This window comes from Erwinia aphidicola (genome assembly GCF_014773485.1).
In the GTDB taxonomy this organism is placed as follows: Bacteria; Pseudomonadota; Gammaproteobacteria; order Enterobacterales; family Enterobacteriaceae; genus Erwinia; species Erwinia aphidicola.
This window is the reverse complement of the sequence record NZ_JACXBP010000013.1, coordinates 16,704-42,094: the sequence shown is the minus strand read 5'-3', so window position 1 is coordinate 42,094 and position 25,391 is coordinate 16,704. Positions and strand designations below refer to the sequence as shown.

Annotated in this window: 22 protein-coding genes; 15 read left to right on the top strand and 7 right to left on the bottom strand. The window is 57.4% G+C overall.

Annotated features, from left to right (window positions below):
- The first annotated feature begins 63 nt into the window (after positions 1-63).
- The 8 genes from lptM (at position 64) to ID864_RS21865 (ending at position 8,872) form a co-directional block, all read left to right on the top strand.
- On the top strand, positions 64-273 hold the full coding sequence (lptM, locus tag ID864_RS23905; RefSeq protein WP_099753797.1) for an LPS translocon maturation chaperone LptM: 210 nt from the start codon (positions 64-66) through the stop codon (positions 271-273).
- Between the two features lie 27 nt (positions 274-300).
- Positions 301-1,125, top strand: a complete 825-nt coding sequence (dapF, locus tag ID864_RS21895) for a diaminopimelate epimerase (RefSeq protein ID WP_191150358.1) — start codon at positions 301-303, stop codon at positions 1,123-1,125.
- A complete protein-coding gene (locus ID864_RS21890; RefSeq protein ID WP_191150357.1) occupies positions 1,122-1,832 on the top strand; it encodes a DUF484 domain-containing protein in 711 nt (236 codons plus the stop codon). The genes dapF and ID864_RS21890 overlap by 4 nt, the downstream gene beginning before the upstream one ends.
- Complete coding sequence (gene xerC / locus ID864_RS21885; RefSeq protein ID WP_048914366.1) at positions 1,829-2,737, top strand: tyrosine recombinase XerC; 909 nt, start codon at positions 1,829-1,831, stop codon at positions 2,735-2,737. The genes ID864_RS21890 and xerC overlap by 4 nt, the downstream gene beginning before the upstream one ends.
- A complete protein-coding gene (gene yigB, locus ID864_RS21880; RefSeq protein ID WP_133622252.1) occupies positions 2,737-3,453 on the top strand; it encodes a 5-amino-6-(5-phospho-D-ribitylamino)uracil phosphatase YigB in 717 nt (238 codons plus the stop codon). The genes xerC and yigB overlap by 1 nt, the downstream gene beginning before the upstream one ends.
- Before the next feature lie 59 nt (positions 3,454-3,512).
- Entirely contained in the window at positions 3,513-5,675 is a 2,163-nt protein-coding gene (gene uvrD / locus ID864_RS21875) for a DNA helicase II (RefSeq protein ID WP_048914368.1), read from the top strand.
- Positions 5,676-5,963: 288 nt separating this feature from the next.
- Positions 5,964-6,923: a magnesium/cobalt transporter CorA gene (gene corA, locus ID864_RS21870; RefSeq protein ID WP_048914369.1), complete on the top strand. Its 960-nt coding sequence runs from the start codon at positions 5,964-5,966 to the stop codon at positions 6,921-6,923.
- A gap of 905 nt (positions 6,924-7,828) precedes the next feature.
- Positions 7,829-8,872 carry an AbrB family transcriptional regulator gene (locus ID864_RS21865; protein WP_099753793.1) on the top strand — a complete coding sequence of 348 codons (1,044 nt, stop codon included), beginning with the start codon at positions 7,829-7,831 and terminating at the stop codon, positions 8,870-8,872.
- A 1-nt stretch (position 8,873) separates the two neighbouring features.
- Here ID864_RS21865 and ID864_RS21860 read toward each other — a convergent pair whose 3' ends face one another.
- Positions 8,874-9,344 carry a thioesterase family protein gene (locus ID864_RS21860; protein WP_191150356.1) on the bottom strand — a complete coding sequence of 157 codons (471 nt, stop codon included), beginning with the start codon at positions 9,342-9,344 and terminating at the stop codon, positions 8,874-8,876.
- Positions 9,345-9,516: 172 nt separating this feature from the next.
- On the opposite strand from ID864_RS21860, the gene pldA reads away from it, so the two are divergent.
- Positions 9,517-10,392, top strand: coding sequence for a phospholipase A (gene pldA, locus ID864_RS21855; RefSeq protein ID WP_048914372.1), 876 nt, complete (start codon positions 9,517-9,519; stop codon positions 10,390-10,392).
- Positions 10,393-10,461: 69 nt separating this feature from the next.
- Positions 10,462-12,294 carry an ATP-dependent DNA helicase RecQ gene (gene recQ, locus ID864_RS21850; protein ID WP_048914373.1) on the top strand — a complete coding sequence of 611 codons (1,833 nt, stop codon included), beginning with the start codon at positions 10,462-10,464 and terminating at the stop codon, positions 12,292-12,294.
- A gap of 83 nt (positions 12,295-12,377) precedes the next feature.
- Here recQ and rhtB read toward each other — a convergent pair whose 3' ends face one another.
- Positions 12,378-13,001 (bottom strand): homoserine/homoserine lactone efflux protein, encoded by a 624-nt coding sequence (gene rhtB / locus ID864_RS21845; protein WP_048914374.1) that lies wholly within the window; start codon positions 12,999-13,001, stop codon positions 12,378-12,380.
- Positions 13,002-13,114: 113 nt separating this feature from the next.
- On the opposite strand from rhtB, the gene pldB reads away from it, so the two are divergent.
- Positions 13,115-14,107 (top strand): lysophospholipase L2, encoded by a 993-nt coding sequence (gene pldB, locus ID864_RS21840; RefSeq protein WP_191150355.1) that lies wholly within the window; start codon positions 13,115-13,117, stop codon positions 14,105-14,107.
- 59 nt (positions 14,108-14,166) lie between these two features.
- The gene (gene yigL, locus ID864_RS21835) at positions 14,167-14,967 is read left to right on the top strand and encodes a sugar/pyridoxal phosphate phosphatase YigL (protein WP_062818058.1); all 801 of its coding nucleotides are present in this window, start codon (positions 14,167-14,169) and stop codon (positions 14,965-14,967) included.
- A gap of 38 nt (positions 14,968-15,005) precedes the next feature.
- On the opposite strand, the gene glpQ is transcribed toward yigL, so the two are convergent.
- The 4 genes from glpQ to metR all read right to left on the bottom strand — a co-directional run bounded on the left by glpQ (position 15,006) and on the right by metR (position 19,293).
- Positions 15,006-16,055: a glycerophosphodiester phosphodiesterase gene (gene glpQ, locus ID864_RS21830; protein ID WP_048914379.1), complete on the bottom strand. Its 1,050-nt coding sequence runs from the start codon at positions 16,053-16,055 to the stop codon at positions 15,006-15,008.
- Positions 16,056-16,069: 14 nt separating this feature from the next.
- Positions 16,070-17,416, bottom strand: coding sequence for a glycerol-3-phosphate transporter (gene glpT / locus ID864_RS21825; protein ID WP_048914380.1), 1,347 nt, complete (start codon positions 17,414-17,416; stop codon positions 16,070-16,072).
- 357 nt (positions 17,417-17,773) lie between these two features.
- Complete coding sequence (locus ID864_RS21820; RefSeq protein WP_048914381.1) at positions 17,774-18,256, bottom strand: YehS family protein; 483 nt, start codon at positions 18,254-18,256, stop codon at positions 17,774-17,776.
- Between the two features lie 98 nt (positions 18,257-18,354).
- A complete protein-coding gene (gene metR, locus ID864_RS21815; protein ID WP_048914382.1) occupies positions 18,355-19,293 on the bottom strand; it encodes an HTH-type transcriptional regulator MetR in 939 nt (312 codons plus the stop codon).
- A 136-nt stretch (positions 19,294-19,429) separates the two neighbouring features.
- Between metR and metE the strand changes: the two genes are divergently transcribed.
- Complete coding sequence (gene metE, locus ID864_RS21810) at positions 19,430-21,700, top strand: 5-methyltetrahydropteroyltriglutamate--homocysteine S-methyltransferase (RefSeq protein WP_099753789.1); 2,271 nt, start codon at positions 19,430-19,432, stop codon at positions 21,698-21,700.
- A 47-nt stretch (positions 21,701-21,747) separates the two neighbouring features.
- Here metE and ID864_RS21805 read toward each other — a convergent pair whose 3' ends face one another.
- Complete coding sequence (locus ID864_RS21805; RefSeq protein WP_048914384.1) at positions 21,748-22,584, bottom strand: dienelactone hydrolase family protein; 837 nt, start codon at positions 22,582-22,584, stop codon at positions 21,748-21,750.
- A 287-nt stretch (positions 22,585-22,871) separates the two neighbouring features.
- Here ID864_RS21805 and udp point away from each other — a divergent pair, with 287 nt between their 5' ends.
- Together udp and rmuC are read left to right on the top strand one after the other, a co-directional pair.
- Entirely contained in the window at positions 22,872-23,633 is a 762-nt protein-coding gene (gene udp / locus ID864_RS21800; RefSeq protein WP_048914385.1) for a uridine phosphorylase, read from the top strand.
- Positions 23,634-23,811: 178 nt separating this feature from the next.
- On the top strand, positions 23,812-25,341 hold the full coding sequence (gene rmuC, locus ID864_RS21795) for a DNA recombination protein RmuC (RefSeq protein ID WP_048914386.1): 1,530 nt from the start codon (positions 23,812-23,814) through the stop codon (positions 25,339-25,341).
- The last annotated feature ends 50 nt before the right edge of the window (positions 25,342-25,391 follow it).

Below are 25,391 nucleotides of genomic sequence, written 5' to 3'. Positions count from 1 at the left end.
TTGCTTTTCGAACTTCACCTGCGATGATAGACAGCATTAGGTATCTTTCACGAGCAGAAAAGAATGAAGAAAACGATTTGCCAGCTGGCACTTTTACTGACTGTCGTCAGCCTGGCGGGATGCGGGCTAAAAGGGCCGCTCTATTTCCCAAAGGATGAGCAGCCGAAGTCACAGGTGACCCAACCGGTCCAAACCACGCCATCAACGACGCCATCCACCGATACCGGTCAAACGCCTGCAAGCGGCGGGACGAGTGTGCAACCGGCTCAGTAACCCATGACGCACCCGGCGGAGCAGAAAATGCAGTTCTCAAAAATGCAGGGCCTTGGCAACGACTTTATGGTTGTGGATGCCGTCACGCAAAACGTCTATTTCTCTCCAGAGCTGATCCGCCGCCTGGCCGATCGTCATCTGGGGATCGGCTTTGATCAGTTGCTGATCGTCGAACCGCCTTACGATCCCGATCTCGATTTTCACTACCGTATCTTCAACGCCGACGGCAGTGAAGTAGCGCAGTGCGGCAATGGCGCCCGCTGTTTTGCCCGCTTTGTGCGCCTGAAAGGGCTGACCAATAAAAGCGATATTCGCGTCAGTACGCAAAATGGCCGCATGGTGCTGAGCGTCAACCAGGATGAACTGGTGTGCGTGAATATGGGCGAGCCGAATTTTGAGCCGCAGCAGGTGCCGTTCCGCGCCAACAAAGCTGAATCAATCTATCTGATGCGCGCCGCTGAGCAAACGGTGATGTGCGGCGTAGTGTCGATGGGTAATCCTCACTGCGTGCTGCAGGTTGAAAGCATTCAGACCGCCACGGTCGAGGTCCTCGGACCGGTGCTGGAAAGCCACGAGCGCTTCCCGGAGCGCGTTAACGTCGGCTTTATGGAAGTGGTCAGCCGTGAACACATTCGCCTGCGCGTCTATGAACGCGGCGCGGGAGAAACCCAGGCCTGCGGCAGCGGCGCCTGTGCGGCGGTGGCGGTGGGAATTCAGCAGGCGCTGCTGAGCGATAAAGTGCGGGTCGATCTGCCTGGCGGCACGTTGCACATCGCCTGGAAAGGTCCGGGGCATCCGCTGTACATGACCGGGCCAGCCACTCACGTTTACGACGGGTTTATTCATCTATGAAATATGTCGGGGAGCCACAGCAGGAAGAGAGCGAACTTCTGCTGGACGATCGCGCCGTCAGCGATTTTCTGCTGCAAAATCCAGACTTCTTTATTCGCAATGCGCGCCAGGTTGAACAGATGCTGGTACCGCACCCGGTCCGCGGCACCGTGTCGCTGGTCGAGTGGCAGCTGGCGCGCCAGCGCAACCATATCCAGCAGCTGGAAGAAGAGATTACGCTGCTGATGGAGCAGGCGAGCGCCAACCAGCAGCTGTTCGATCGGCTGTTTGCGCTGCAGGCGCAGTTGGCTTCGGCCCCGAGCCTGCATGAGATGCTGAATCGTCTGCACCGCTGGGCGCGTGAATTTGGGCTGGCCGGGGCGAACATCCGCCTGTTCAGCGAGAAATGGCAGATCGGTGCGCCATCCGATTTCACCCAGCTGGCGTTGCCGCGTCAGGCTTTCGAATCCGTGCGCATTCAGCGTCTTGGCAAGCAGAATCACTATCTCGGCAGCCTCAACGGCCCTGAACTGCTGCTGCTGTTACCGCAGGCGAAAGCCATCGGTTCAGTCGCCATGTCGCTGCTGGGCGAAGAGGGCGACCTCGGCGTGTTGATCTTCAGCAGCCGCGACAGCCAGCACTATCAGTCCGGGATGGGTACCGTCCTGCTCCAGCACCTGGCGCTAATGCTGCCGCAGCTGCTGTCGCGCTGGATTGAGCGCGTGTGAGCAGCGAATCGCCTCTGCAACCTGCCGTAGAGGGCTTCCTGCGTTACCTGAAGGTTGAGCGCCAGCTCAGCCCGCTGACCCAGATCAACTACCAGCGCCAGCTGACGGCAGTTATCGCCCTGCTGGACGAACTCAAGGTCAGCGACTGGCCGCGCCTCGATGCCGCGCTGGTACGTTCGCTGGCTGCACGCAGCAGCCGCAGCGGACTGAAACCCGCCAGCCTGGCGCTGCGCCTCTCTGCGCTGCGCAGTTTTCTTGACTGGCTGATTAGCCAGGGCGTGATTAAAGCGAATCCGGCGAAAGGGGTGGCGACGCCGCGTGCGCCGCGCCACCTGCCGAAAAATATTGATGTCGATGAAGTGGATCGCCTGCTGGAGATCGACCTTAACGATCCGCTGGCGGTGCGTGACCGGGCGATGCTGGAAGTGATGTACGGCGCAGGGCTGCGTCTGTCTGAACTGGTCGGTATCGACCTCGGTCATCTCGACCTCGCGACGGGTGAAGTCTGGGTGATGGGTAAAGGCAGCAAAGAGCGCCGCCTGCCGATTGGCCGCACGGCGGTGCTGTGGCTTGAACACTGGCTGGCGCTGCGCGAGCTGTTTGCACCCGAAGATAACGCGCTGTTCCTGGCGAAACAGGGCCGGCGTATCTCGGCGCGCAATGTACAGAAGCGCTTTGCCGAATGGGGCGTGAAGCAGGGGCTGTCGGGCCACGTACATCCGCACAAACTGCGCCACTCTTTTGCCACGCATATGCTGGAATCCAGCGGAGATTTGCGTGCGGTGCAGGAGCTGCTGGGTCATGCCAACCTGACCACCACCCAGATCTATACTCATCTCGACTTTCAACACCTGGCGTCGGTTTACGATGCTGCTCATCCCCGTGCGAAACGAGGAAAATCCTGATGCACTTTTACCGACCACTGCGCCCGATTGCGGCGATGACCTTCGATCTCGACGACACCCTGTATGACAACTCCCCAGTGATCCGTCGTACCACTAAAGAGTCCCACGCTGCGCTGCAGGCGCATCATCCTTTACTGAAGGATTACAGCGTTGAACAGTATCAGCAGGTGCGCGATCGCCTGCTGGCCGCCGAGCCGGAAATCTATCATGACGTTAGCGAATGGCGCCGCCGTGCGGTTGAGCAGGCGATGCTGGATGTCGGTATTGCTGCGACCCAGGCCGCCAGCGGCTCGCGCGAGGTGATGGACGTGTTCGCCCACTGGCGCAGCCAGATCGACATTCCTGAAGAGACGCACCAGACGCTGAGCGCGCTGGCCAAACGCATTCCGCTGGTGGCGATCACCAACGGTAACGCTGAACCGCATCTGTGCGGGCTGGATCACTACTTCCAGTTTGTGCTGCGTGCCGGTCCGGACGGGCGTGCTAAACCGTATCAGGATATGTATCAAACGGCGGCTGAAAAGCTGAATCTGCGTCCTGAGCAGATCCTGCATATCGGTGACGATCTCACCACCGATGTTGCCGGTGCGGTTCGCTGCGGGATGCAGGCGTGCTGGATTAACCTGCGTGAAGGGAATCTGATGCATATCGACGATACCCGCCTGCTTCCCACGCTGGAAATTTCGCAGTTGGCTTCTTTAACTGCGCTTGTATAATAAGCTGGTTAAATATCCAGTGGGTGGCCTGACGCCGCCCCCGATCTCCGACGGTGCCTATGGACGTTTCTGACCTGCTCGACAGCTTGAATGACAAACAACGCGAAGCCGTAGCCGCCCCGCGCAGCAACCTGCTGGTGCTGGCGGGTGCCGGCAGTGGTAAAACCCGCGTGCTGGTGCATCGCATTGCCTGGCTGATGGCGGTTGAAAACTGTTCTCCGTATTCGATCATGGCCGTCACCTTCACCAATAAAGCGGCGGCGGAGATGCGCCACCGCATCGAGCAGCTGATCGGCACCAGTCAGGGCGGCATGTGGATCGGGACCTTCCACGGCCTGGCGCACCGCCTGCTGCGTGCGCACCACCTCGATGCTAACCTGCCGCAGGATTTTCAGATCCTCGACAGTGAAGACCAGCTGCGCCTGCTTAAGCGCCTGATCAAGGCGATGAACCTTGATGAGAAGCAGTGGCCGGCCCGCCAGGGGATGTGGTACATCAACGGCAAAAAAGATGAAGGGCTGCGGCCGAAACATATTGAGAGCTACGGCAACCCGATTGAGCAGACCTGGCTGAGGATCTACCAGGCCTATCAGGAAGCCTGCGATCGCGCCGGGCTGGTGGACTTCGCCGAGCTGCTGCTGCGTGCACACGAGCTGTGGCTGAACAAGCCGCATATCCTTAATCACTACCGCGAGCGCTTCACCAATATTCTGGTGGACGAGTTCCAGGATACCAACAACATCCAGTACGCCTGGATCCGCATGCTGGCGGGCGACAGCGGCAAAGTGATTATCGTCGGCGATGATGACCAGTCAATCTACGGCTGGCGCGGGGCGCAGGTGGAAAATATCCAGCGTTTCCTCAACGATTTTCCCGGCGCGGAAACTATCCGTCTTGAGCAGAACTACCGCTCGACCAACAACATCCTTAAAGCCGCCAACACCCTGATCGCTAACAACAACGGGCGCCTGGGTAAAGAGCTGTGGACCGAAGACAGCGACGGTGAACCGATCGCCATCTACTGCGCGTTTAACGAGCTGGACGAAGCGCGCTTTGTGGTAAACCGCATTAAGGTGTGGATGGAGAACGGCGGCGCGCTGAACGACTGTGCCATTCTCTACCGCAGTAACGCCCAGTCGCGCGTGCTGGAAGAGGCGCTGCTGCAAACCAGCCTGCCTTACCGGATTTACGGCGGGATGCGTTTCTTCGAACGGCAGGAGATCAAAGATGCGCTGGCCTATCTGCGCCTGATCTCTAACCGCAACGATGACGCGGCATTTGAGCGCGTGGTGAATACGCCAACGCGCGGTATTGGCGACCGCACGCTGGATGTGGTGCGCCAGACTTCGCGCGAGCGCCAGCTGACGCTGTGGCAGGCTACGCGTGCGCTATTGCAGGAGAAAGCGCTGGCCGGGCGTGCTGCCTCCGCGCTGCAGCGCTTTACCGAACTGGTCGACTCGCTGGCGCAGGAAACGGTTGAGATGCCGCTGCACGTACAGACCGACCGGGTAATCAAAGACTCCGGCCTGTGGATCATGTACGAGCAGGAGAAAGGTGAGAAGGGCCAGGCGCGTATTGAGAACCTTGAGGAGCTGGTAAACGCCACGCGCCAGTATGCCTATCAGGATGAAGATGAAGATCTGATGCCGCTTCAGGCGTTCCTGTCCCATGCCGCGCTGGAAGCGGGTGAAGGCCAGGCTGACAAATGGCAGGATGCGGTGCAGCTGATGACCCTCCACTCGGCCAAAGGGCTGGAGTTTATGCAGGTGTTTATCGTCGGCATGGAAGAGGGGATGTTCCCGAGCCAGATGTCGCTGGATGAGGGCGGGCGGCTGGAGGAAGAGCGTCGTCTAGCCTACGTTGGCGTGACGCGTGCCATGCAAAAGCTGACCTTGACCTATGCGGAAACCCGACGTTTGTATGGCAAAGAGGTGTATCACCGTCCGTCGCGCTTTATCGGCGAGCTGCCGGAAGAGTGCATCGAGGAGGTTCGCCTGCGCGCCAGCGTTACCCGCCCGGTGAATCATCAGCGCATGGGCACGCCGGTAGCACAAAACGACAGTGGCTTTGCCCTTGGTCAGCGCGTGCGCCACGCCAAGTTTGGTGAAGGGACTATCGTCAATCTGGAAGGCAGCGGCGAACACAGTCGTCTGCAGGTCGCGTTCCAGGGGCAGGGCATAAAGTGGCTGGTTGCGGCCTACGCGAAACTGGAAACAGTCTGATACTTTACGGGCGCGTGGCCTGCTTGACGGCTTTTTCGTCTCAGCGTAACATGCGCCCACCATTACCCTTAGAGGACACCCGCCTTGGACACACCCAGTACATACTGGCTCATTGACCTGCTCACCAGGTACAACTCCTAAGGCTATCCTCCTTTGCCGATAGCCTTCGTGGTTGTTGGCGACCCCCGTATATCGTCGCACTGAGTCAGTTTTGCTCGCTGACTGAAACGCTTGTTTCCCGTGTTCAACGCTTTGTCCCATTTGTTGTTACGAATTGGGAGTACAGCTATGCTGAGCGCATTTAAACTGCATCAAAACCGTCTGACCCGCCTTGAACTGGATGATGCTGATGCCAGTGAAGAGCTGACGGGGTCCGTTTGGGTCGACCTGATTGAACCCGAAGAAACCGAGCGTGACCGTGTGCAGACCGAACTGGGTCAGAGCCTTGCGACACGTCCGGAACTGGAAGATATCGAAGCCTCGGCGCGTTTCTTCGAAGACGAAGATGGCCTGCATATCCACTCCTTTTTCTTCTATGAGGATGCGGATGATCACGCGGGTAACTCCACCGTGGCGTTCACCATCCGCGAAGGGCGACTCTATACGCTGCGCGAGCGCGAGCTGCCGGCGTTCCGTCTCTACCGCATGCGCGCCCGCAATCAGACGCTAATCGACGGCAATGCCTTCGAGCTGCTGCTTGACCTGTTTGAAACCAAGATCGAACAGCTGGCGGATGAGATTGAAAATATCTACAGCGACCTGGAAAAGTTGAGCCGCGTGATTATGGAAGGGCAGCAGGGCGATGCCTTCGACGAAGCGCTGTCTACGCTGGCGGAGCTGGAAGATATTGGCTGGAAAGTGCGCCTGTGTCTGATGGATACCCAGCGCGCGCTTAACTTCCTGGTGCGCAAGGCCCGCCTGCCGGGTAACCAGCTGGAGCAGGCGCGCGAGATCCTGCGCGATATCGAATCCCTGCTGCCGCACAACGAGTCGCTGTTCCAGAAGGTCAACTTCCTGATGCAGGCGGCAATGGGCTTTATCAATATTGAGCAGAACCGCATTATCAAGATCTTCTCGGTGGTTTCGGTGGTGTTCCTGCCGCCAACGCTGGTGGCTTCCAGCTACGGGATGAACTTTGAATTTATGCCGGAGCTGAAGTGGAGCTTTGGCTATCCAGGGGCGATTACCCTGATGATCCTGGCGGGGCTGGCACCTTACGCCTACTTTAAGCGTAAAAACTGGCTGTAAGATAAGAGTAAAAACCCCGCGTTCTGCGGGGTTTGCTTACGTAGACAATTACTGGCAGCTTGAACGACCGGTTTTATTGTTAACTCATTATCAGTAAATAGCAGCACGACTCTGCTCATTAACCTCGCGCTAAGGTTAAGGCTGACGAGGCTTCTCATCAGACGCGGCATTTTGCCACGGTTAGGGATGGTTGATGCGGCGGGACGATGAATACAAGACGGGTCCTGGAGTGGCGCATTGCCTGATGGTGAGATGCGACAGGGTGAAGGTGACTGAGTGGAGAAAAGGAAAGAAAGATGGGATCGGGACCCCGCCTGGTCATTGTGAGATCCCTCTCCCGAACCGCTAATTAAATCAGCGGCTCAATCAATTGCAGCAGCGCTGCAATCAGGTTAAGTACCGCAGCAATAATTGCCAACATAACCCGCTCCTCCATCTCTGTGGAGCGCGACGTCACCACCGGTTTCGCCTCCCTTCGCCTGTACCTCCGGTGTTTCCATCTGTTGAGGAAGGATATGCCACGCTACCGTTTAAAGGCCCTGTCAGCACCACCTGTTACAGGCAGGACTTATTAGTTAATACACTGAATAAGCCAACACCAGGGATAAGGTCACGGCAGCAAGGTTAATCATAATTTCCTCAACCGCGTGATTATATCCCTGGAGATGAATTAAACAACGCTTGGATTGATTTAATTTTGCACAGATGATATTTTCCAATCGTTGAGGATGGATATGCCACGCAGGCTTTCCCGGTTTATCGGCAGAAGCCAAAAGTCAGAATTAAACCCCGCCACCAACGGGGTTTTTTTCTGCCCTGAATTCTTACGCCCTTCCTGGGCTGGCGCATCCCGGCGGCAACGCGTACTCTTTAACCTCTTCTTTCAATAGATAAAGTTTTACTCTATGGAACGCATTTCCCTGCACGGGCAGTGGGCGATTCTGCTTGGCGTCTCGCTGTTACTCGGTTTTATACTCCAGACTTTTCACGTACCGGCGGCGCTGCTGCTTGGCCCGATGATTGTCGGCGTGGTAATGGGGCTATGTGGTGCAACCATCCGCATTGATAAACGTATTTTCGTGCTGTGCCAGGCGGTACTGGGCTGCATGATCGCTCAGAGCCTGTCGCCATCTATCCTGCAACCGCTGATTGCCGACTGGCCGATAGTGCTGGCGGTATTGATCCTGACGCTGGCGGCCAGTGCGCTCTCCGGGTTTTTACTGGTGCGCTTTAGTAGCCTGCCGGGGCCGACCGGGGCGTGGGGATCCTCCCCTGGCGGGGCATCCGCCATGGTGGCGATGGCAGGGGACTTTGGGGCTGATACCCGGCTGGTGGCATTTATGCAGTATCTGCGGGTACTGTTTGTCGCTACCGCTGCCGCCATTGTGGCGCGTATCGGCTTAGGCGACAGCGCACATGCGGCCGATACTGACTGGTTTCCCGCACTTGGCTCGCCGTTTGCCGCCACGATTGGCGTGATGCTGCTGGGCGCATTTCTCGGGCAAAAGTTTCGCATCCCTTCCGGCGCACTGCTGCTCCCGGCGATTATTGGCGCGACATTGCACTCCAGTGGAACGCTGAGTTTGCAGGTGCCGGAGTGGCTGCTGGCGCTGGCCTATGCGCTGATTGGCTGGACCGTCGGGCTGCGTTTTACCCGCCCGGTATTCCTGCTGGCGCTGCGCACGCTGCCGCAGATGGTGATATCGATAATTGGTCTGATGCTGCTGTGTGGCTCGATGGCATGGATGCTGACCAAAACGCTGCATGTCGATATGCTCACGGCCTATCTGGCAACCAGCCCCGGCGGGTTGGATACCGTGGCGATCATTGCGGCCGGCAGCCGGGTGGATATGGCGTTTGTGATGGCGATGCAGACGCTGCGCCTGTTTACCATTCTGTTCACCGGCCCGGCGCTGGCACGTTTTCTCTCGCGCTATGCGCGCAGCTGACTCAGCCAATCATATAGGTGGCCGTGGCGCTGGCGATATGCAGGCCCGCATCGTTATGCAGTTCGACGCGCGCCACCGACACTTTATTACCGCCGCGCAGCAGGCTGCTGCTGGCGATAAAGCGCTCACCGCGCCCCGGACGCAGGTAATCCACCCGTAAATCGATGGTGCCCATGCGCGATAATCGCTGGCGCAGCTCCTCTTCGGTAATACTCTCCTGGCGGGTCAGCGCGCTGGTGACGCACACCAGCCCGGCGGCGACATCCAGCACCGATGCAATCACCCCGCCGTGCAGGATCTTCTGCGCGGAGTTGCCGACCAGCATCGTCTGGTCGGCCAGGCTAAGCTCGGCGTAATCGGACTCCAGCCGGTCAAGTTCCAGCCCCAGGGCGCGATTGAAGGGCATGTGGTAGACAAAAATTTCACCGATCAGGCGGCGGGCGGCAGCCTGATCCATAGGTACTGCTGACATTATCGGCTTTTCCTGTGATGCGTGCTGAGTGAAAGTCAGGTTAACGGAGTGTGTATATTATGCTTCGTTGTTAGTGCTTTCCACTTTCGAAAATGAGCACTAATCCCTCATGATTTTTCTGTGTAGAATGGCGTGCTTTTTATTCAATCATTCGCCTCTCTGGGAGAACCCTATGGCTCTGCTGAAAGGATTGCTGGCGTCAGCAATTCTGTTTCCTACATTAGTGCTGGCTCAGGAAGCCACGGTTAAAGTGATTCATGACCGTCCTGCGGTGAAGGGCAGTATTATTGCCAACATGCTGGAGAAACACGACAACCCGTTTGTCCTGTTGCCTTATGAAAGCAACTATCTGCTGTATACCGATACCAGCAACATTAATAAGGAAGCGATCGAGTCTTATAACTGGGACAAAACGAAACACGATGAAGTGAAGTTTCAGCTGAGCCTCGCATTCCCGCTGTGGCGCGGCATTCTCGGTGAAAACTCGGTGCTTGGCGCATCCTATACTCAGAAATCCTGGTGGCAGCTCTCTAACCGCAGCGCCTCTTCGCCGTTCCGCGAAACTGACTACGAGCCACAGGTCTTCCTCGGCTGGGCAACAGACTACAGCCTGGGCGGCTGGACGCTGCGCGATGTGGAAACCGGTGTGAACCATCAGTCCAACGGCCGCTCCGACCCAACCTCGCGCAGCTGGAACCGCGTCTATGCGCGTCTGATGGCGGAAAACGGCAACTGGCTGGTGGAAGTGAAACCCTGGTACCGTATTCCAGAAAATGAAAATAATGACGATAACCCGGATATCACTAAGTACATGGGGTATTATCGCCTGACGGTGGGATATCAGTGGGGCGAGAGCATCTTCAGCGTGAAGAGCCAGTATAACTGGAACAGCGGCTACGGCGGCGCTGAACTGGGCTGGAGCTACCCAATGACTGAGCATGTGCGTTTTTACACGCAGGTGTATAGCGGTTATGGTGAATCCCTGATCGATTACAATCATCGTCAAACGCGCGTCGGTGTCGGCGTGACGCTCAACGACCTCTTCTAAGGTCGCCGCTTACCGGGCAGGCACTGCCGCCCGGTTAAAAATTCAGTCACTTCAGATTTTGGGGACAATGTGTCTACGGCAGCAGTCATCAATAAAGAAACGCTGGCAGAGCAGGTATTACGCGATACCTTCGGCTACCAGCAGTTTCGTCCGGGGCAACAAACTATCATTCAGGAATCGCTTAACGGCCGCGACTGTCTGGTAGTCATGCCGACCGGCGGCGGAAAATCACTCTGTTATCAGATCCCGGCGCTGGTGCGCGAAGGGCTGACGCTGGTGGTGTCGCCGTTGATCTCGCTGATGAAAGACCAGGTGGACCAGCTGCTGGCAAACGGCGTGGCGGCAGCCTGCCTCAACTCGACGCAGAACCGTGAAGAGCAGCAGGAAGTGATGGCGGGCTGTCGTACTGGCCGCATCCGCCTGCTGTACATTGCGCCTGAACGTCTGATGATGGACAACTTCCTCGACCAGCTGACGCACTGCAATCCGGCAATGCTGGCGGTCGATGAAGCTCACTGTATCTCCCAGTGGGGCCACGATTTCCGTCCGGAGTATGGCGCTTTAGGCCAGCTGCGCCAGCGCCTGCCGGATGTGCCGGTGATGGCGCTGACCGCGACCGCCGATGAAACCACGCGTAACGATATTGCCCGCCTGTTACAGCTTGACGATCCGCTGATCCAGATCAGTAGCTTTGACCGCCCCAATATCCGCTACACGCTGGTGGAAAAATTCAAACCGACCGAACAGCTGCTGCGCTATGTGCAGGATCAGCGCGGTAAGTGCGGCATTATTTACTGTAACAGCCGGGCAAAAGTGGAAGACACTGCAGCCCGACTGCAAAGCCGTGGGCTCAGCGTCGGGGCTTATCATGCCGGAATGGATAACGCCCACCGTGCGCACGTGCAGGAAGCGTTTCAGCGCGACGATCTGCAAATCGTGGTGGCGACCGTCGCATTCGGCATGGGCATCAACAAACCCAACGTGCGCTTCGTGGTGCACTTTGATATCCCGCGTAATATCGAATCCTACTATCAGGAAACCGGCCGCGCCGGGCGTGACGGTCTGCCTGCTGAAGCGCTGCTGCTGTACGATCCGGCCGATATGGCCTGGTTACGTAAGTGCCTGGAAGAGAAAGCGCCAGGCCCGCTGCAGGATATCGAGCGCCATAAGCTGAATGCGATGGGCGCGTTTGCCGAAGCGCAAACCTGCCGCCGCCTGGTGCTGCTGAACTACTTCGGCGAAGGCCGTCAGCAGGCGTGCGACAACTGTGATATCTGCCTCGATCCGCCGCGCCGCTACGACGGACTGGTGGAGGCACAGAAAGCGCTGTCCTGCATTTACCGCGTGGGTCAGCGTTTCGGGATGGGCTATATCGTCGAGATCCTGCGCGGGGCCAACAACCAGCGCATCCGCGATATGCAGCATGATAAATTGCCAGTCTATGGCATTGGCCGCGAGCAGACGCACGAGCACTGGACCAGCGTGCTGCGCCAGCTCATTCACCTCGGTCTGGTGACGCAGAACATTGCGATGCACTCGGCGCTGCAGCTGACCGAAGCCGCCAGGCCAATTCTGCGCGGGGAAGCGCCGCTCCAGCTGGCGGTACCGCGCCTGGTCAGCATTAAGCCGCGCAGCAGCAGCCAGAAGTCGTTCGGCGGCAACTATGATCGCAAGCTGTTTGCCAAACTGCGCAAGCTGCGTAAAGCGATTGCGGATGAAGCGAACGTGCCGCCATACGTGGTATTTAACGATGCGACGCTGATTGAAATGGCAGAGCAGATGCCGATTACCGCCTCAGAGATGCTGAGCGTGAACGGGGTCGGTCATAAGAAGCTGGAACGTTTTGGCAAGCCGTTCCTGGTGATGATTAAAGAACACGTCGACGGCGACGACGTGGAGTAATGGATAACGGCGGGCCAAGCGGAAAACGGTCGGCCTCTCCTGCATTTGCCGCGGGCGACATTTTTGCCGCCCGCCCCAATTATTCAGGCCATTCTGCGCGCCGAAGCCAGCAGCGCACCCACCGCCATAAACAACCCACCAAACGTCCGGTTCAACAACTTCATCTGTTGCGGGCCTTTAATCCATACCGCAATGCGCGTCGCCAGCGTGGCGTATCCAATCATCACAATGATATCGACCACCACCGTGGTGACGCCGAGCACCAGATACTGCATCGCCTGGGGCTGATGCGGAATAATGAACTGCGGGAACAGTGCGGCGAGGAAAATGATGCTCTTCGGGTTGGTCAGATTGACCAGCACTGCGCGGCGAAACAGCTTGCGGCGCGGCATCGCCTTCGCCACCGCGCCGAGGTCAATCGCGCCGGATGAGCGCCACTGCTGAATGCCCAGCCACACCAGATATGCGGCACCCGCCCACTTGAGAATTTCAAACGCCAGCACCGACTGAGAAAACAGCGCACCCAGCCCAACGCCGACCAGCACGATATGCAGCGAAAGCCCGACCTGCAGCCCGGCAATGGAGGCCACTGCACCGCGATAGCCGTGGCTAATGCCGGTACTCATGGTGTTAATCGCCCCGGAGCCGGGCGACAGGCTTAAAATGCTGGTTGTTAACAAATAGGTTAGCCACCATTCGATGGTCATGGGGTAAAGCTCCCTGAAAACGCTCAATTGTGACACAATACGACATTGTTGAACGTTGCGCTATGGGTAACAATGTCCGCTGCCCGCAGTTTGTCTCTTCTGGAAAACGCCCGATGGAACATCTTAAAAACAGCTGGCTGATGCGGGAGAGAGCCTTCGCCGCTTTTGCCACCGGCCCGCTGCTGGATTTCTGGAAGCAGCGTGAAGAGGGTGAGTTTACCGGCGTGGAAAACGTGCCGATCCGCTATGTCCGCTTCATCTCCCCGCAACACGATAAAGTTATTTTGCTGTGTCCCGGCCGGATTGAAAGCTATGTGAAATATCCCGAGTTGGCCTACGACCTGTTCCACAGTGGGTACGACGTGGTGATTATCGACCATCGTGGCCAGGGGCGCTCCGGCAGGCTTCTTGCTGATTCGCATCGCGGACACGTGGTGGAATTTGAAGATTACGTCGACGATCTGGAAACCCTGTATCTGAAAGAGATCGTCGCACGCCACTATCGTCATCGCTACGCGCTGGCCCACTCGATGGGCGGGGCGATCCTCGCGCTGATGCTGGCGCGCCAGCCAGCAGCCTTCGACGCGGTGGCGCTGGCATCGCCGATGTTCGGCATCTATCTGCCGATGCCGCTGTGGATGGCGCATCAGATCCTTAACTGGGCGGAGAAACGCCCGGCGGTGCGCGATGGCTATGCGCTCGGCACCGGGAAATGGCATGCGCGCCCCTTTGCCATCAACGAGCTGACGCACAGCCGCGAACGCTATCGCCGTAATCTGCGCTTCTACGCTGACGACCCGGGGCTGCGCGTCGGCGGACCAACTTATCACTGGGTGCGTGAAGGCGTGCGCGCCGGGCAGAGCATCCTCAGTCAGGCCGCGCAGATTGGCACGCCGCTGCTGCTGCTGCAGGCATCAGAGGATAAGGTGGTGGATAACCGCGCTCAGGATCTGTTCTGTCAGACGATGGTGGCGGCAGGCCAGCCCTGTGCCGGAGGCAAACCGTTGGTGATTGACGGTGCCCGGCACGAGATCCTGTTTGAGAGCGACCGCATGCGTGCCGAAGCGCTGGAGGCGATCCTCACCTTCTTTGCACGCCACCCGTAAGTGGCCAGTATTCAGTGACCGGCGGGGAGTCCCGCCAGAAAATGTTAACCAGAGGTTTTATGTTCCATATTGTTGCTTCAGACCTGGATGGCACGCTGCTGTCACCGGATCACACCCTTTCTCCTTTTGCGCGCGAAACGCTACAGCTGCTGACGCGTAAAGGCGTGCACTTTGTCTTCGCCACCGGTCGTCACTACATTGATGTGGCGCAGATGCGCGACAGCCTCGGCATCGACGCTTACATGATCACCTCAAACGGCGCGCGCGTGCACAACACCGCCGGTGAGCTGGTGTTCAGCCATAATCTGGATGAAGATATCGCGCAAGAGCTGTTTGCCATGCAGCACGCCAACCCCGATATCTACACCAACGTCTATCGCGATGAAGAGTGGTTTCTTAACCGCCATCGTCCGGAAGAGGTGGATTTCTTCCGCGAATCAGACTTTAACTACCAGATTTTTCAGCCGGGCCAGCTGCAGACCGACGGCATCAGCAAGGTGTTCTTTACCTGCGCGATCCCCGAGCTGCTGGTGCCGCTGGAGCAGGCGCTGATGGCGCGCTGGGGCGACCGGGTAAATGTCAGCTTCTCGCTGCCGACCTGTCTGGAAGTGATGGCGGGCGGCGTGTCGAAAGGACATGCGCTGGATGCGGTTTCAAAATCGCTCGGCTATTCGCTGCAGGAGTGCATCGCCTTTGGTGACGGCATGAACGATAAAGAGATGCTGAGCATGGCGGGTAAGGGCTGCGTGATGAGCAACTCGCATCAGCGCCTGAAGGATATTTTGCCGGAGCTGGAAGTGATTGGTTCAAATGCCGATCTGGCGGTGCCGAAGTATCTGCGCGAGCTCTTTAACGTCTAAGCTTTTAAAACGGGTCAGGCATGCCTGACCCCTACGTTTTATCGTCCTAAAAAATGCACCGCTTTATCCGGGAAGTCGGTAAACAGCCCGTCGACGCCGGCCTTGTGGTACAGCAGGTCATACAGCTGGTCGACATCACTGACATACGGCGGCAGCCGATCGGCGCGCACGGTGTAAGGGTGCACCACCATCTTATTCAGATGCGCTTCTTTAACCATGTCGGTGACGCGCACGTCGCCGCGCTGTGATCCGTCCGCTATCAGCATGTGGTAATCCGGCCCGATACCGTCGGCATACTGTGCAATCGTCTTCATCGCACCCGGTTTAAACATCCAGTCGTAGCTGTAATTTACCCACTTGCCGTTCTGCTGCTCCTGGGTTTCATCCCATTTGGTATAGGCAATCAGCTGCACCAGCTTGAGGTTCATCGCGCGCTGCGGTTCCAGCTCGGTTTTGATGCGCTTCACTTCGTTATAGTCAAAGCACTGCAGATAAACCTTATCGTCCTTGCCGCTATAACCATACTGTTTCAGCACATCCAGCACCTTCGCCGAGATGTCTTTGCCCTCCTTACGATGGAACCACGGTGCTTTGATCTCGGTATAGATACCGATGTTCTTGCCGGTAGAGTGGTTCAGACCCTGGATAAACTCCAGCTCCTCCTCGAAGGTGTGCACGCGGAAGTCCGATTTTCCCATCGGGAAACGTCCTGGGAAGGTCTGTACTTTTTTGCCGTTCTCAATCTCAAACCCTTCGCTGAACTTCAGGCTTTTAATCTCGGCCAGCGTAAAGTCGATGGCGTAATAGCGCCCGTCTGCGCGGGCACGCTGTGGGAAGCGCGTGGCAACATCGGTGACGCGATCGAGGTAGTGGTCATGCAGCACCACCAGACGATCGTCTTTGGTCATCACCAGATCCTGCTCAAGATAATCGGCACCCTGGGCATAGGCCATCGCCTTCGCCGGCAGCGAATGTTCCGGCAGATACCCGCTGGCCCCGCGATGGGCAATCACGATGGGTGCGGTACTCGCGGCCGTAGCCGCGAGAGAGGTCGAAAGCAGTAAAGTTGCGATAACGTTTTTCAACATAATGGCGTCTCCTTTCAGCGAGTTTTCAGTGCCTGCTTGTGTTTGTTCTCACTTACCATGGTCATAAACAGCAGGATCACTGCCAGTACGCAGCCGCCGATCATCACCATAAAGCCGCCGTCCCAGCCGAAGAAGTCCACGGTGTAACCGACGATGGCACTGGCCGCGACGGAACCGCCGAGGTAGCCAAACAGCCCGGTGAATCCGGCCGCCGTCCCTGCCGCTTTCTTCGGTGCCAGCTCCAGGGCATGCAGGCCAATCAGCATCACTGGGCCGTAGATCAGGAAGCCGATAATCGTCATACACGCCATATCAACGCCCGGATTGCCGGCCGGGTTCATCCAGTACACCACGGTGGCAATCGTCACCAGTACCATAAAGAACACGCCGGTGGCACCGCGATTGCCCTTGAAGACTTTATCCGACATCCAGCCGCACAGCAGCGTCCCTGGAATACCGGCGTACTCGTAGAAGAAGTAGGCCCACGAAGATTTATCCAGCGTGAAGTGCTTCACCTCTTTCAGGTAGGTCGGTGACCAGTCGAGGATGCCGTAACGCAGCAGATAGACGAACACGTTCGCCAGCGCGATATACCACAGCAGCTTGTTGGGCAGGATGTACTGCATAAAGATCTGTTTCGCCGTCAGCTCTTCTTCATGCTTTTCATCATAGTCCGGCGGATAGTCGTTCTTATACTCTTCAATCGGCGGCAGGCCGCAGGATTGAGGGGTGTCACGCATTAAAGCAAAGGCAAAGATGGCGATAAGAATGGCGCCGAAGGCAGGCATATACAGCGCGGCTTTCCAGTCGTTAAACCACGCCATCCCCAGCAGGAACAGCAGTGGAGGGATCCCGCCGCCAACGTTGTGCGCGCAGTTCCACACCGACACGATACCGCCGCGCTCTTTTTGCGACCACCAGTGCACCATGGTGCGTCCGCACGGTGGCCAGCCCATTCCCTGGAACCAGCCGCACAGGAACAGCAGCACGAACATCACCATAATGCTCGACGTCGCCCACGGCACGAAGCCCATAAACAGCATCACCACCGCGGCCAGGATCAAGCCAGCAGGCAGAAATACGCGCGGGTTTGAGCGGTCCGATACCGAACCCATAATAAATTTGGAGAAGCCGTAAGCAATGGAGATCCCGGACAGGGCAAAGCCGAGGTCGCCGCGCGAAAAGCCCTGCTCAACCAGGTAAGGCATTGCCAGTGCGAAATTCTTTCGCACCAGATAGTAGGCGGCGTAGCCAAAGAAAATACCCAGAAAGATCTGCCAGCGCAGTTTGCGGTACAGCGGATCGACGCGGCTGTCATCGACACGCGGTTGATGTGCAGCAGGTTTGAAAATACTTAGCATGTAAACGGCCTCCCGTGGCTTATAAAACTGACACCCTGATGGATGTTCAGCAAAAGGAACAAAATCCGGCCAGTGCAGGGTTAAATGTTCCATTTCGCGCACAGCCTAGTGGTTATCAGCACAAAGGACTGTGAAGAAGGGCGCAGATGTTACACTTTTATGACAAAGTGGCTATATGTGCATCACAAAATGATGAAATATTTTCGCAATGAAACGATAAAGCGTGATGACTATCACGTTTTGAGCGAGAGGGGATGCTGCTGTGTTCGTTTGGTGAGTGGTTATGTTCTAAATGGAAGATGTGAGGAAGGGAAGATAAATGCGATTAACGCAGTCGGGCGTTAATCGCATCAGGCGTTAAGCCTGCGCTTTAGGTTTGGCCGGGCGAATTTTCATCGTCAGGCCTTTGAGGAAGTTACGCAGGATCTGATCGCCACATTCGCGGTAGTTTTTATGCCCCGGTTTACGGAAGATCGCGCCGATCTCTGACTGACCTACCGCAAAATCGGTGCTTTTCAGCAGCTCAATAATGTCGGTAGTTTTCAGGTCGAATGCCACGCGCAGCTTTTTCATCATGATGTTGTTGGTCATCTTGCGTTCGATAGAGGGCGCCGGGGCATCTTCGCTTTTGCCGCGACGCTCGAAAATCAGACCGTTGAGAAAGTAACCCATGATGACATCCGGGCAGGCGCGAAAACCGGGCTCTTCCTCTTTCTTCAGGAAGCTGGCAACTTCGGCTTCTGTTACTTCGCTCTCTGCCAGCGCCAGAATGCTTACCACTTTCGCATCGCTTAAATTCAGCATGTAACGCACGCTGCGCAGGACATCATTATTCGTCATAGGAACTCTCTTTCATTGAAACCATAGCAATGAGCGCATTATAGAGACAATTCGTGAGTTAAACAGGAAAAACCGCCAGCGGCAGGCTGGCGATGGTGTTACAGAGGATTGATCGCGGATAACGGCGTGCCGGGGCGTGAAGCGTCACGCACCAGCGGCAGGTGATCGCAGGCGTGCTGACGGGCGGAACGGATAAATGCCTCCACGATTGGCTGGCGCTGTTCGCCATCGCGCACGGCGGCATATAGCCTGCTCCACAGGCCGTCCCCTAACGTTTTCGTCACCACCAACCCCTGGTGTTCAAAACTTTCTACCACCCAGTGCGGCAGTGCGGCAATGCCCATCTGCGCGGAAACCATCTGAATCAGCAGCAGCGTATTATCGACGTTTTTCAGCGCCGGGCTGATGCCCGCGGGCTGCAGGAAATGGCGCCAGATATCCAGGCGCTGGCGCTGTACCGGGTAGATCATCAGCACTTCACTGGCCAGATCCTCCGGCGTGATGTGATCCTTCTGTGCCAGTGGGTGATCCGGGGCCAGCACCAGGCGTACCTCAAAATCAAACATCGGCGTATAGAACAATCCGCTGCGCGGCAGAATATCTGAGGTCAGGACGATATCCAGCTCGCCCTGCTGTAAAGCGGGCTGTGGATCAAAGGTCACGCCCGACTTGAAGTCCATTACGACCTGCGGCCAGCTCTGACGGAAGTTATTCAGCGCGGGCGTCAGCCACTGAATACAGCTGTGACACTCAATGGCAATGCGCAGCGTGGTCTGATGCGGCTCGTGGCATGCCTGAAGCGCGTGCTGGATCTGCGGCAATACCTGCTCTGCCAGCTGTAACAGGATCTCCCCCTGTGGCGTAAAGCGCAGCGGCTGGCTTTTTCGCACAAACAGGCGAAAGCCAAGGCGCTGCTCCAGATCGCTGAACTGGTGAGATAACGCTGATTGCGTCTGGTGGAGCTGAGCGGCAGCGGCGGCCAGCGACCCGGTATTTCGCAGTGCCTGCAGCGTTCGCAGGTGCTTGAGTTCGATCATGAGAGTCCTTCACATCGACAGTGAACATTTTGCGCTTGTGGTGAATACACTACCTGCGGATTATAGCGGTGTAAACATCTGGATGGCTAAATGAGTCAGCCAGCCCGGTAAAAATGGATTCTACGAGGCAAAACTGATGACTATTCTGAACCATACACTTGGATTTCCGCGTGTCGGTCTGCGCCGCGAACTGAAAAAAGCACAGGAAAGCTACTGGGCGGGTAACAGCTCTCAGGAAGCGCTGTTGGCGACCGGTCGTGAACTGCGCGCCCGCCACTGGCAGCAGCAGAAAGAGGCCGGTGTTGACCTGCTGCCGGTCGGCGATTTCGCCTGGTACGATCACGTCCTGACGACCAGCCTGCTGCTGGGGAACGTTCCGGCGCGCCATCTCAATAAAGACGGTTCAGTTGACCTCGACACCCTGTTTCGCCTGGGCCGTGGCCGTGCACCCGGCGGTGAACCGGCGGCGGCGGCAGAAATGACCAAATGGTTTAACACCAACTATCACTACATGGTGCCGGAATTTGTGCAGGGCCAGCAGTTCAAGCTGAGCTGGACTCAGCTGCTGGACGAAGTGGATGAAGCGCTGGCGCTTGGACACAAAATCAAACCCGTGCTGCTTGGCCCGGTAACCTATTTATGGCTGGGGAAAGTGAAGGGCGCCGCGTTTGACCGCCTGAGCCTGCTCAAAGCGATCCTGCCGGTTTACCAGCAGGTGCTGGCTGAGCTGGCAAAACGCGATATCGAGTGGGTGCAGATTGACGAGCCAGCGCTGGCGCTGGAACTGCCAGCCGAATGGCTTGCGGCCTTCAAACCTGCTTATGCTGCATTGCAGGGCCATACCAGACTGCTGCTGACCACCTACTTCGACAGCATCGGCCAGAATATCGATACCATTCGCGTACTGCCGGTGCAGGGCCTGCATGTGGACCTGGTGCACGGTAAAGACGATATCAACGCGCTGAACCGCCAGCTTCCGGCGAGCTGGCTGCTGTCGGTTGGGGTGATCAATGGCCGTAACGTCTGGCGTGCCGACCTCAGCCGCTGGTTTGAGCGCCTGCAACCGCTTGTCGCCGCCCGTAAGCAGCTGTGGATTGGCTCTTCCTGCTCGCTGCTGCACAGCCCGATTGACCTGAGCGTGGAGACCCGCCTCGATGACGAGGTCAAAAGCTGGTTCGCCTTTGCCCTGCAGAAATGCGCAGAGCTGTCGCTGTTGAGCCATGCGCTAAATAACAGTGACCCGGCCTCGCTGGAAGCCTGGAGCGCCCCAATTCGCGCCCGAAAATCCTCGACCCGAGTGCACAATCCGGCAGTGGGCCAGCGCCTGGCGGCAATAACCGCTCAGGACAGCCAGCGTAATCACCGCTATACGGTGCGCGCGGAGGCTCAGCGCCAGCGCTTCCAGCTGCCTGCGTGGCCCACCACCACCATCGGTTCGTTCCCGCAGACCAGCGAAATTCGTGGCCTGCGCCTCGATTTTAAGCAGGGGCGTCTGGATGCTAACCACTACCGCACCGGTATCGCTGAGCACATCAAGCAGGCGATTGTCGAGCAGGAGCGCCTGGGGTTGGACGTGCTGGTCCACGGGGAAGCCGAGCGCAACGACATGGTGGAGTACTTTGGGGAAAACCTCGACGGCTTCATCTTTACGCAAAATGGCTGGGTGCAGAGCTACGGCTCACGCTGCGTGAAGCCACCGGTGATTATTGGCGACGTCAGCCGCCCACAGGCCATCACCGTGGAGTGGGCTAAGTATGCCCAGTCGCTGACCAACAAGCCGGTGAAAGGTATGCTGACCGGTCCGGTGACCATTCTCTGCTGGTCATTCCCGCGTGAAGACGTTTCGCGTGAAACCATCGCTAAGCAGATTGCCCTGGCGCTGCGTGATGAAGTGGCAGACCTGGAAAAAGCGGGAATTGGCATCATCCAGATTGATGAGCCAGCGCTGCGAGAAGGGCTGCCGCTGCACAAATCCGACTGGGCCGCCTACCTGGAGTGGGCAGTGGACGCTTTCCGCCTGAACGCCGCCGTGGCGCAGGATGACACCCAGATCCACACCCACATGTGCTACTGCGAGTTCAACGACATTATGGATTCGATCGCTGCGCTGGACGCCGACGTGATCACCATTGAAACCTCACGGTCCGATATGGAGCTGCTGGAGTCGTTCGAAGAATTTGAGTACCCGAATGAGATTGGCCCGGGCGTATACGACATTCACTCGCCGAACGTGCCGTCGATAGAGTGGATAGAAGCGCTGCTGCTGAAAGCGGCTCAGCGTATCCCGACTGAACGTCTGTGGGTTAACCCGGACTGCGGCCTGAAAACCCGTGGCTGGGCTGAAACCCGCCAGGCGCTGGCGAACATGGTACAGGCGGCGCAAAACCTGCGTAACGCCAAAGCGTAATTATCTGTGTTGTTGATGTGTATTTGGGGCGCTAAGCGCCCCCTTTTTTATGCCTTTGGCGCAACGCCATACTGTTTAAACCACGCCAGCATACGTTGCCAGCCGTCCTGGGCGGACTCGGCATGATAGCTGGCGCGATAGTCAGCATTGAAGGCGTGACCGGCATCGGGATAGACAATAATTTCCGCATTCGCATTGGCCGCCCGCAGTGCCTGACGCATAGTTTCCACGCTCTCCTGCGGGATGCTGTCATCTTTACCACCGTACAGCCCTAATACCGGGGCATTCAGATCGACGGCGATATCGACCGGCTGCTTCTGCTGCTTCATGGTTTTATCACCGACCAGCTTGCCGTACCAGGCGACGGCAGCCTTCAGCTGCGGATTGTGCGCCGCATAGAGCCAGGTAATGCGCCCGCCCCAGCAGAAACCGGTAATCGCCATATTGCGCATATCGCCGTCGTGACGCGATGCCCAGTTAGCCACATGATCCAGGTCGGCCAGCACCTGATTGTCCGGCACTTTACTCACCAGCTCTGAGAACAGGGTTGGGATATCGTCATATTCGCTCGGGTCGCCCTGGCGGAAGTAGAGCTCAGGAGCGACAGCCAGATATCCCTCCGCCGCCAGGCGGCGACAGATATCGCGGATGTGTTCGTGAACGCCGAAGATCTCCTGGACGACTAACACCACCGGCAGCGGGCCCGTGGCATTACGCGGTTTGGCGTGAAACGCCGGCATATTCTCCCCCTGAGTGGGAATCGAGGTTTCCCCGGAGATAATCCCGGCGCTGTCGGTAATAATTGTGGTGGCAGCCGTCGGCAGGACTGCGGGCGCAAAGCCTTTTTCGCTCAGTTCTTGAGTCATGTTATCTTCGTTTTTCATGGTTCTCTCCGTGCAGGCGCGAATGCAATCAGCTAACTATAGCCAGGAATGCGATGGGGTCAGAGCTTGAGTGAGGGTATCTCTTTATCACCTGATAAAGCTGAACCACAGGGCAAGTTGTGTCAAAGTGGCATGAGCAAATAATGAAATGTGATGCTGGTCACTATTTTCAGTGTAAGGCGTGTAACTTTCATTTTAATCAGCGACATTAATCACACTAAAGAGCGCCGTTATTCCTTACAGTAGCGCTTAATTACTATCCCCGCTTTCCGCGACAGGAGTTTGAAATGGCACATTCTGACGTTTTCCATCTTGGCCTCACTAAAGCCGATCTCCAGGGCGCGACGCTGGCCATCGTGCCTGGCGACCCGGAGCGCGTAAAGAAAATTGCTGCCCTGATGGACAATCCTGTCCACCTGGCTTCACACCGTGAATTTACCACCTGGCGCGCCGAGCTTTCCGGTAAGCCGGTGATCGTCTGTTCGACCGGTATCGGCGGTCCTTCGACGTCTATTGCCGTGGAGGAGCTGGCGCAGCTCGGCGTACGCACCTTCCTGCGCGTGGGTACCACCGGTGCTATTCAGCCGGACATCAACGTTGGCGATGTGCTGGTGACGACCGGTTCCGTACGTCTCGACGGTGCCAGCCTGCACTTTGCGCCGCTGGAGTTCCCGGCGGTAGCGGATTTCACCTGCACCACCGCGCTGGTCGATGCGGCGAAAGAGGCCGGCGCGCGCACCCACATCGGCATCACTGCTTCATCTGATACTTTCTATCCGGGCCAGGAACGTTACGACACCTGGTCAGGCCGGGTGGTGAGCCGCTTCCAGGGGTCGATGAAAGAGTGGCAGGAGATGGGCGTGCTGAACTATGAAATGGAGTCCGCTACCCTGCTGACCATGTGTGCCAGCCAGGGACTTCGCGCCGGAATGGTCGCTGGGGTGATTGTTAACCGTACCCAGCAGGAGATCCCGGATGCGGAAACCATGAAAAAAACCGAAAGTGACGCGGTGAAAATCGTGGTTGAGGCTGCACGCCGCCTGATCTAAATTTCTCACTTTGCGGGCAGCGTCTGAAAGCTGCCCGCAAACCGCAACCGCCCCCTCATTTATCTGCGTACCTTCTCCAAAATTTCTCCTAAGCCCGTGAGCAAGTTGCTTTTTATCTGGACATTTATACAGTGCGCCTCTATTTTTCCCCTGTCAGGGTTTCAGCAGGAGAAGCAGGGTGGATCCAACAATCGTTTATAGCGCAGGTATCGGTCTGGTCGGGCTACTGGCAGGGTGGCTGTTCGCCTCTTATCGCAGCCAGCAGCAGCTGGCGAAGGGCGAGACGGAGCGGCAGCTGCTGTTACAGGCGTCTGAGCAGGCGCAGGCTGAACGTCAGCGCTTACAGCAGCAGCTTGAGGCCCAGTTACTTGTCCATAAGCAGAGCGAGCAGGAGCTGCGCCAGCTGCACGCTGCGCATGCCGCAGCCGGTGAAAAGCTACAGCACCTCGATCACTGGCGCGCAGAGAGCGACCAGCTCACGCGTGAATTGCGCACTCAGCTGGAGATCAACAGCGCCCAGGAGGCGGAGCTGCGTGAAGTTACCATCCGCCTGGAAGAGACGCGCATGGCGGCTGAAGAGAAGCAGCGCCTGCTGGTCAACAGCGAGCAGCGCCTTAATGCGCAGTTTGAAAACCTGGCAAACCGAATTTTTGAAAACAGCGGCCGTCGCGTCGATGAACAGAACCGCCAGAGCCTGAATGGGCTGATTACGCCGCTGCGTGAACAGCTGGAGGGCTTCCGCCGTCAGGTGCAGGAAGGTTTCGGTCAGGAAGCGCGCGAACGCCATACGCTTTCTCACGAAATTCGTAACCTGCAGCAGCTCAATGCCCAGATGGCGCAGGAAGCGATTAACCTCACCAAAGCGCTGAAGGGCGATAACAAAACTCAGGGCAACTGGGGGGAAGTGGTACTCAGCCGGGTGCTGGAGGCTTCCGGCCTGCGCGAAGGTCATGAGTATGAGACTCAGGTGAATATACAGCTGGAACAGAGTGGCCGCATGCAGCCGGATGTGATTGTGCACTTGCCGCAGGGCAAAGACGTAGTGATCGACGCCAAGATGACGCTGGTGGCCTATGAACGCTACTACAATGGTGAAGATGAAGCCGGGCGTGAAGCGGCGATTAGCGAGCACATCGCCGCCATCCGCAGCCACCTGCGGGGCCTTAGCCGAAAAGATTACCAACAATTGCCCGGTTTACGCTCGCTGGATTATGTGTTGATGTTTATCCCGGTGGAGCCGGCCTTTCTGCTGGCTATCGACCGTCAACCAGAGTTGATCAACGAGGCGCTAAACCTCAATATCATGCTGGTCAGCCCGACCACGCTGCTGGTGGCGCTGCGCACGATCAACAACTTATGGCGCTATGAGCATCAGAGCCGTCATGCCCAGCGCATTGCCGACCGGGCCGCCAGGCTCTATGACAAAATGCGCTTATTCGTTGACGATATGAGTGCTATCGGCCAGAACCTGGATAAAGCTCAGGATAGCTACCGTCAGGCGATGAAAAAGCTGTCGGAAGGGCGCGGCAACCTGATTGCGCAGACGGAAGGCTTCCGCCAGATGGGCGTTGAGATCAAACGCCCGATAAATCCTCGTCTGGTCGAGCAGGCGCTGCCCGCGGAAGAGGGGGAGGAAGATGACGCTGCCGGGGAAGCAGAAAGTGAAGAATTTTCTCCTGCCGCAATGCCACACCGCATCAATGAATAAGCGTGTGGCAAGTGCCTGGTCAGCGTGACTCTGGTACACTTGGCAAATAT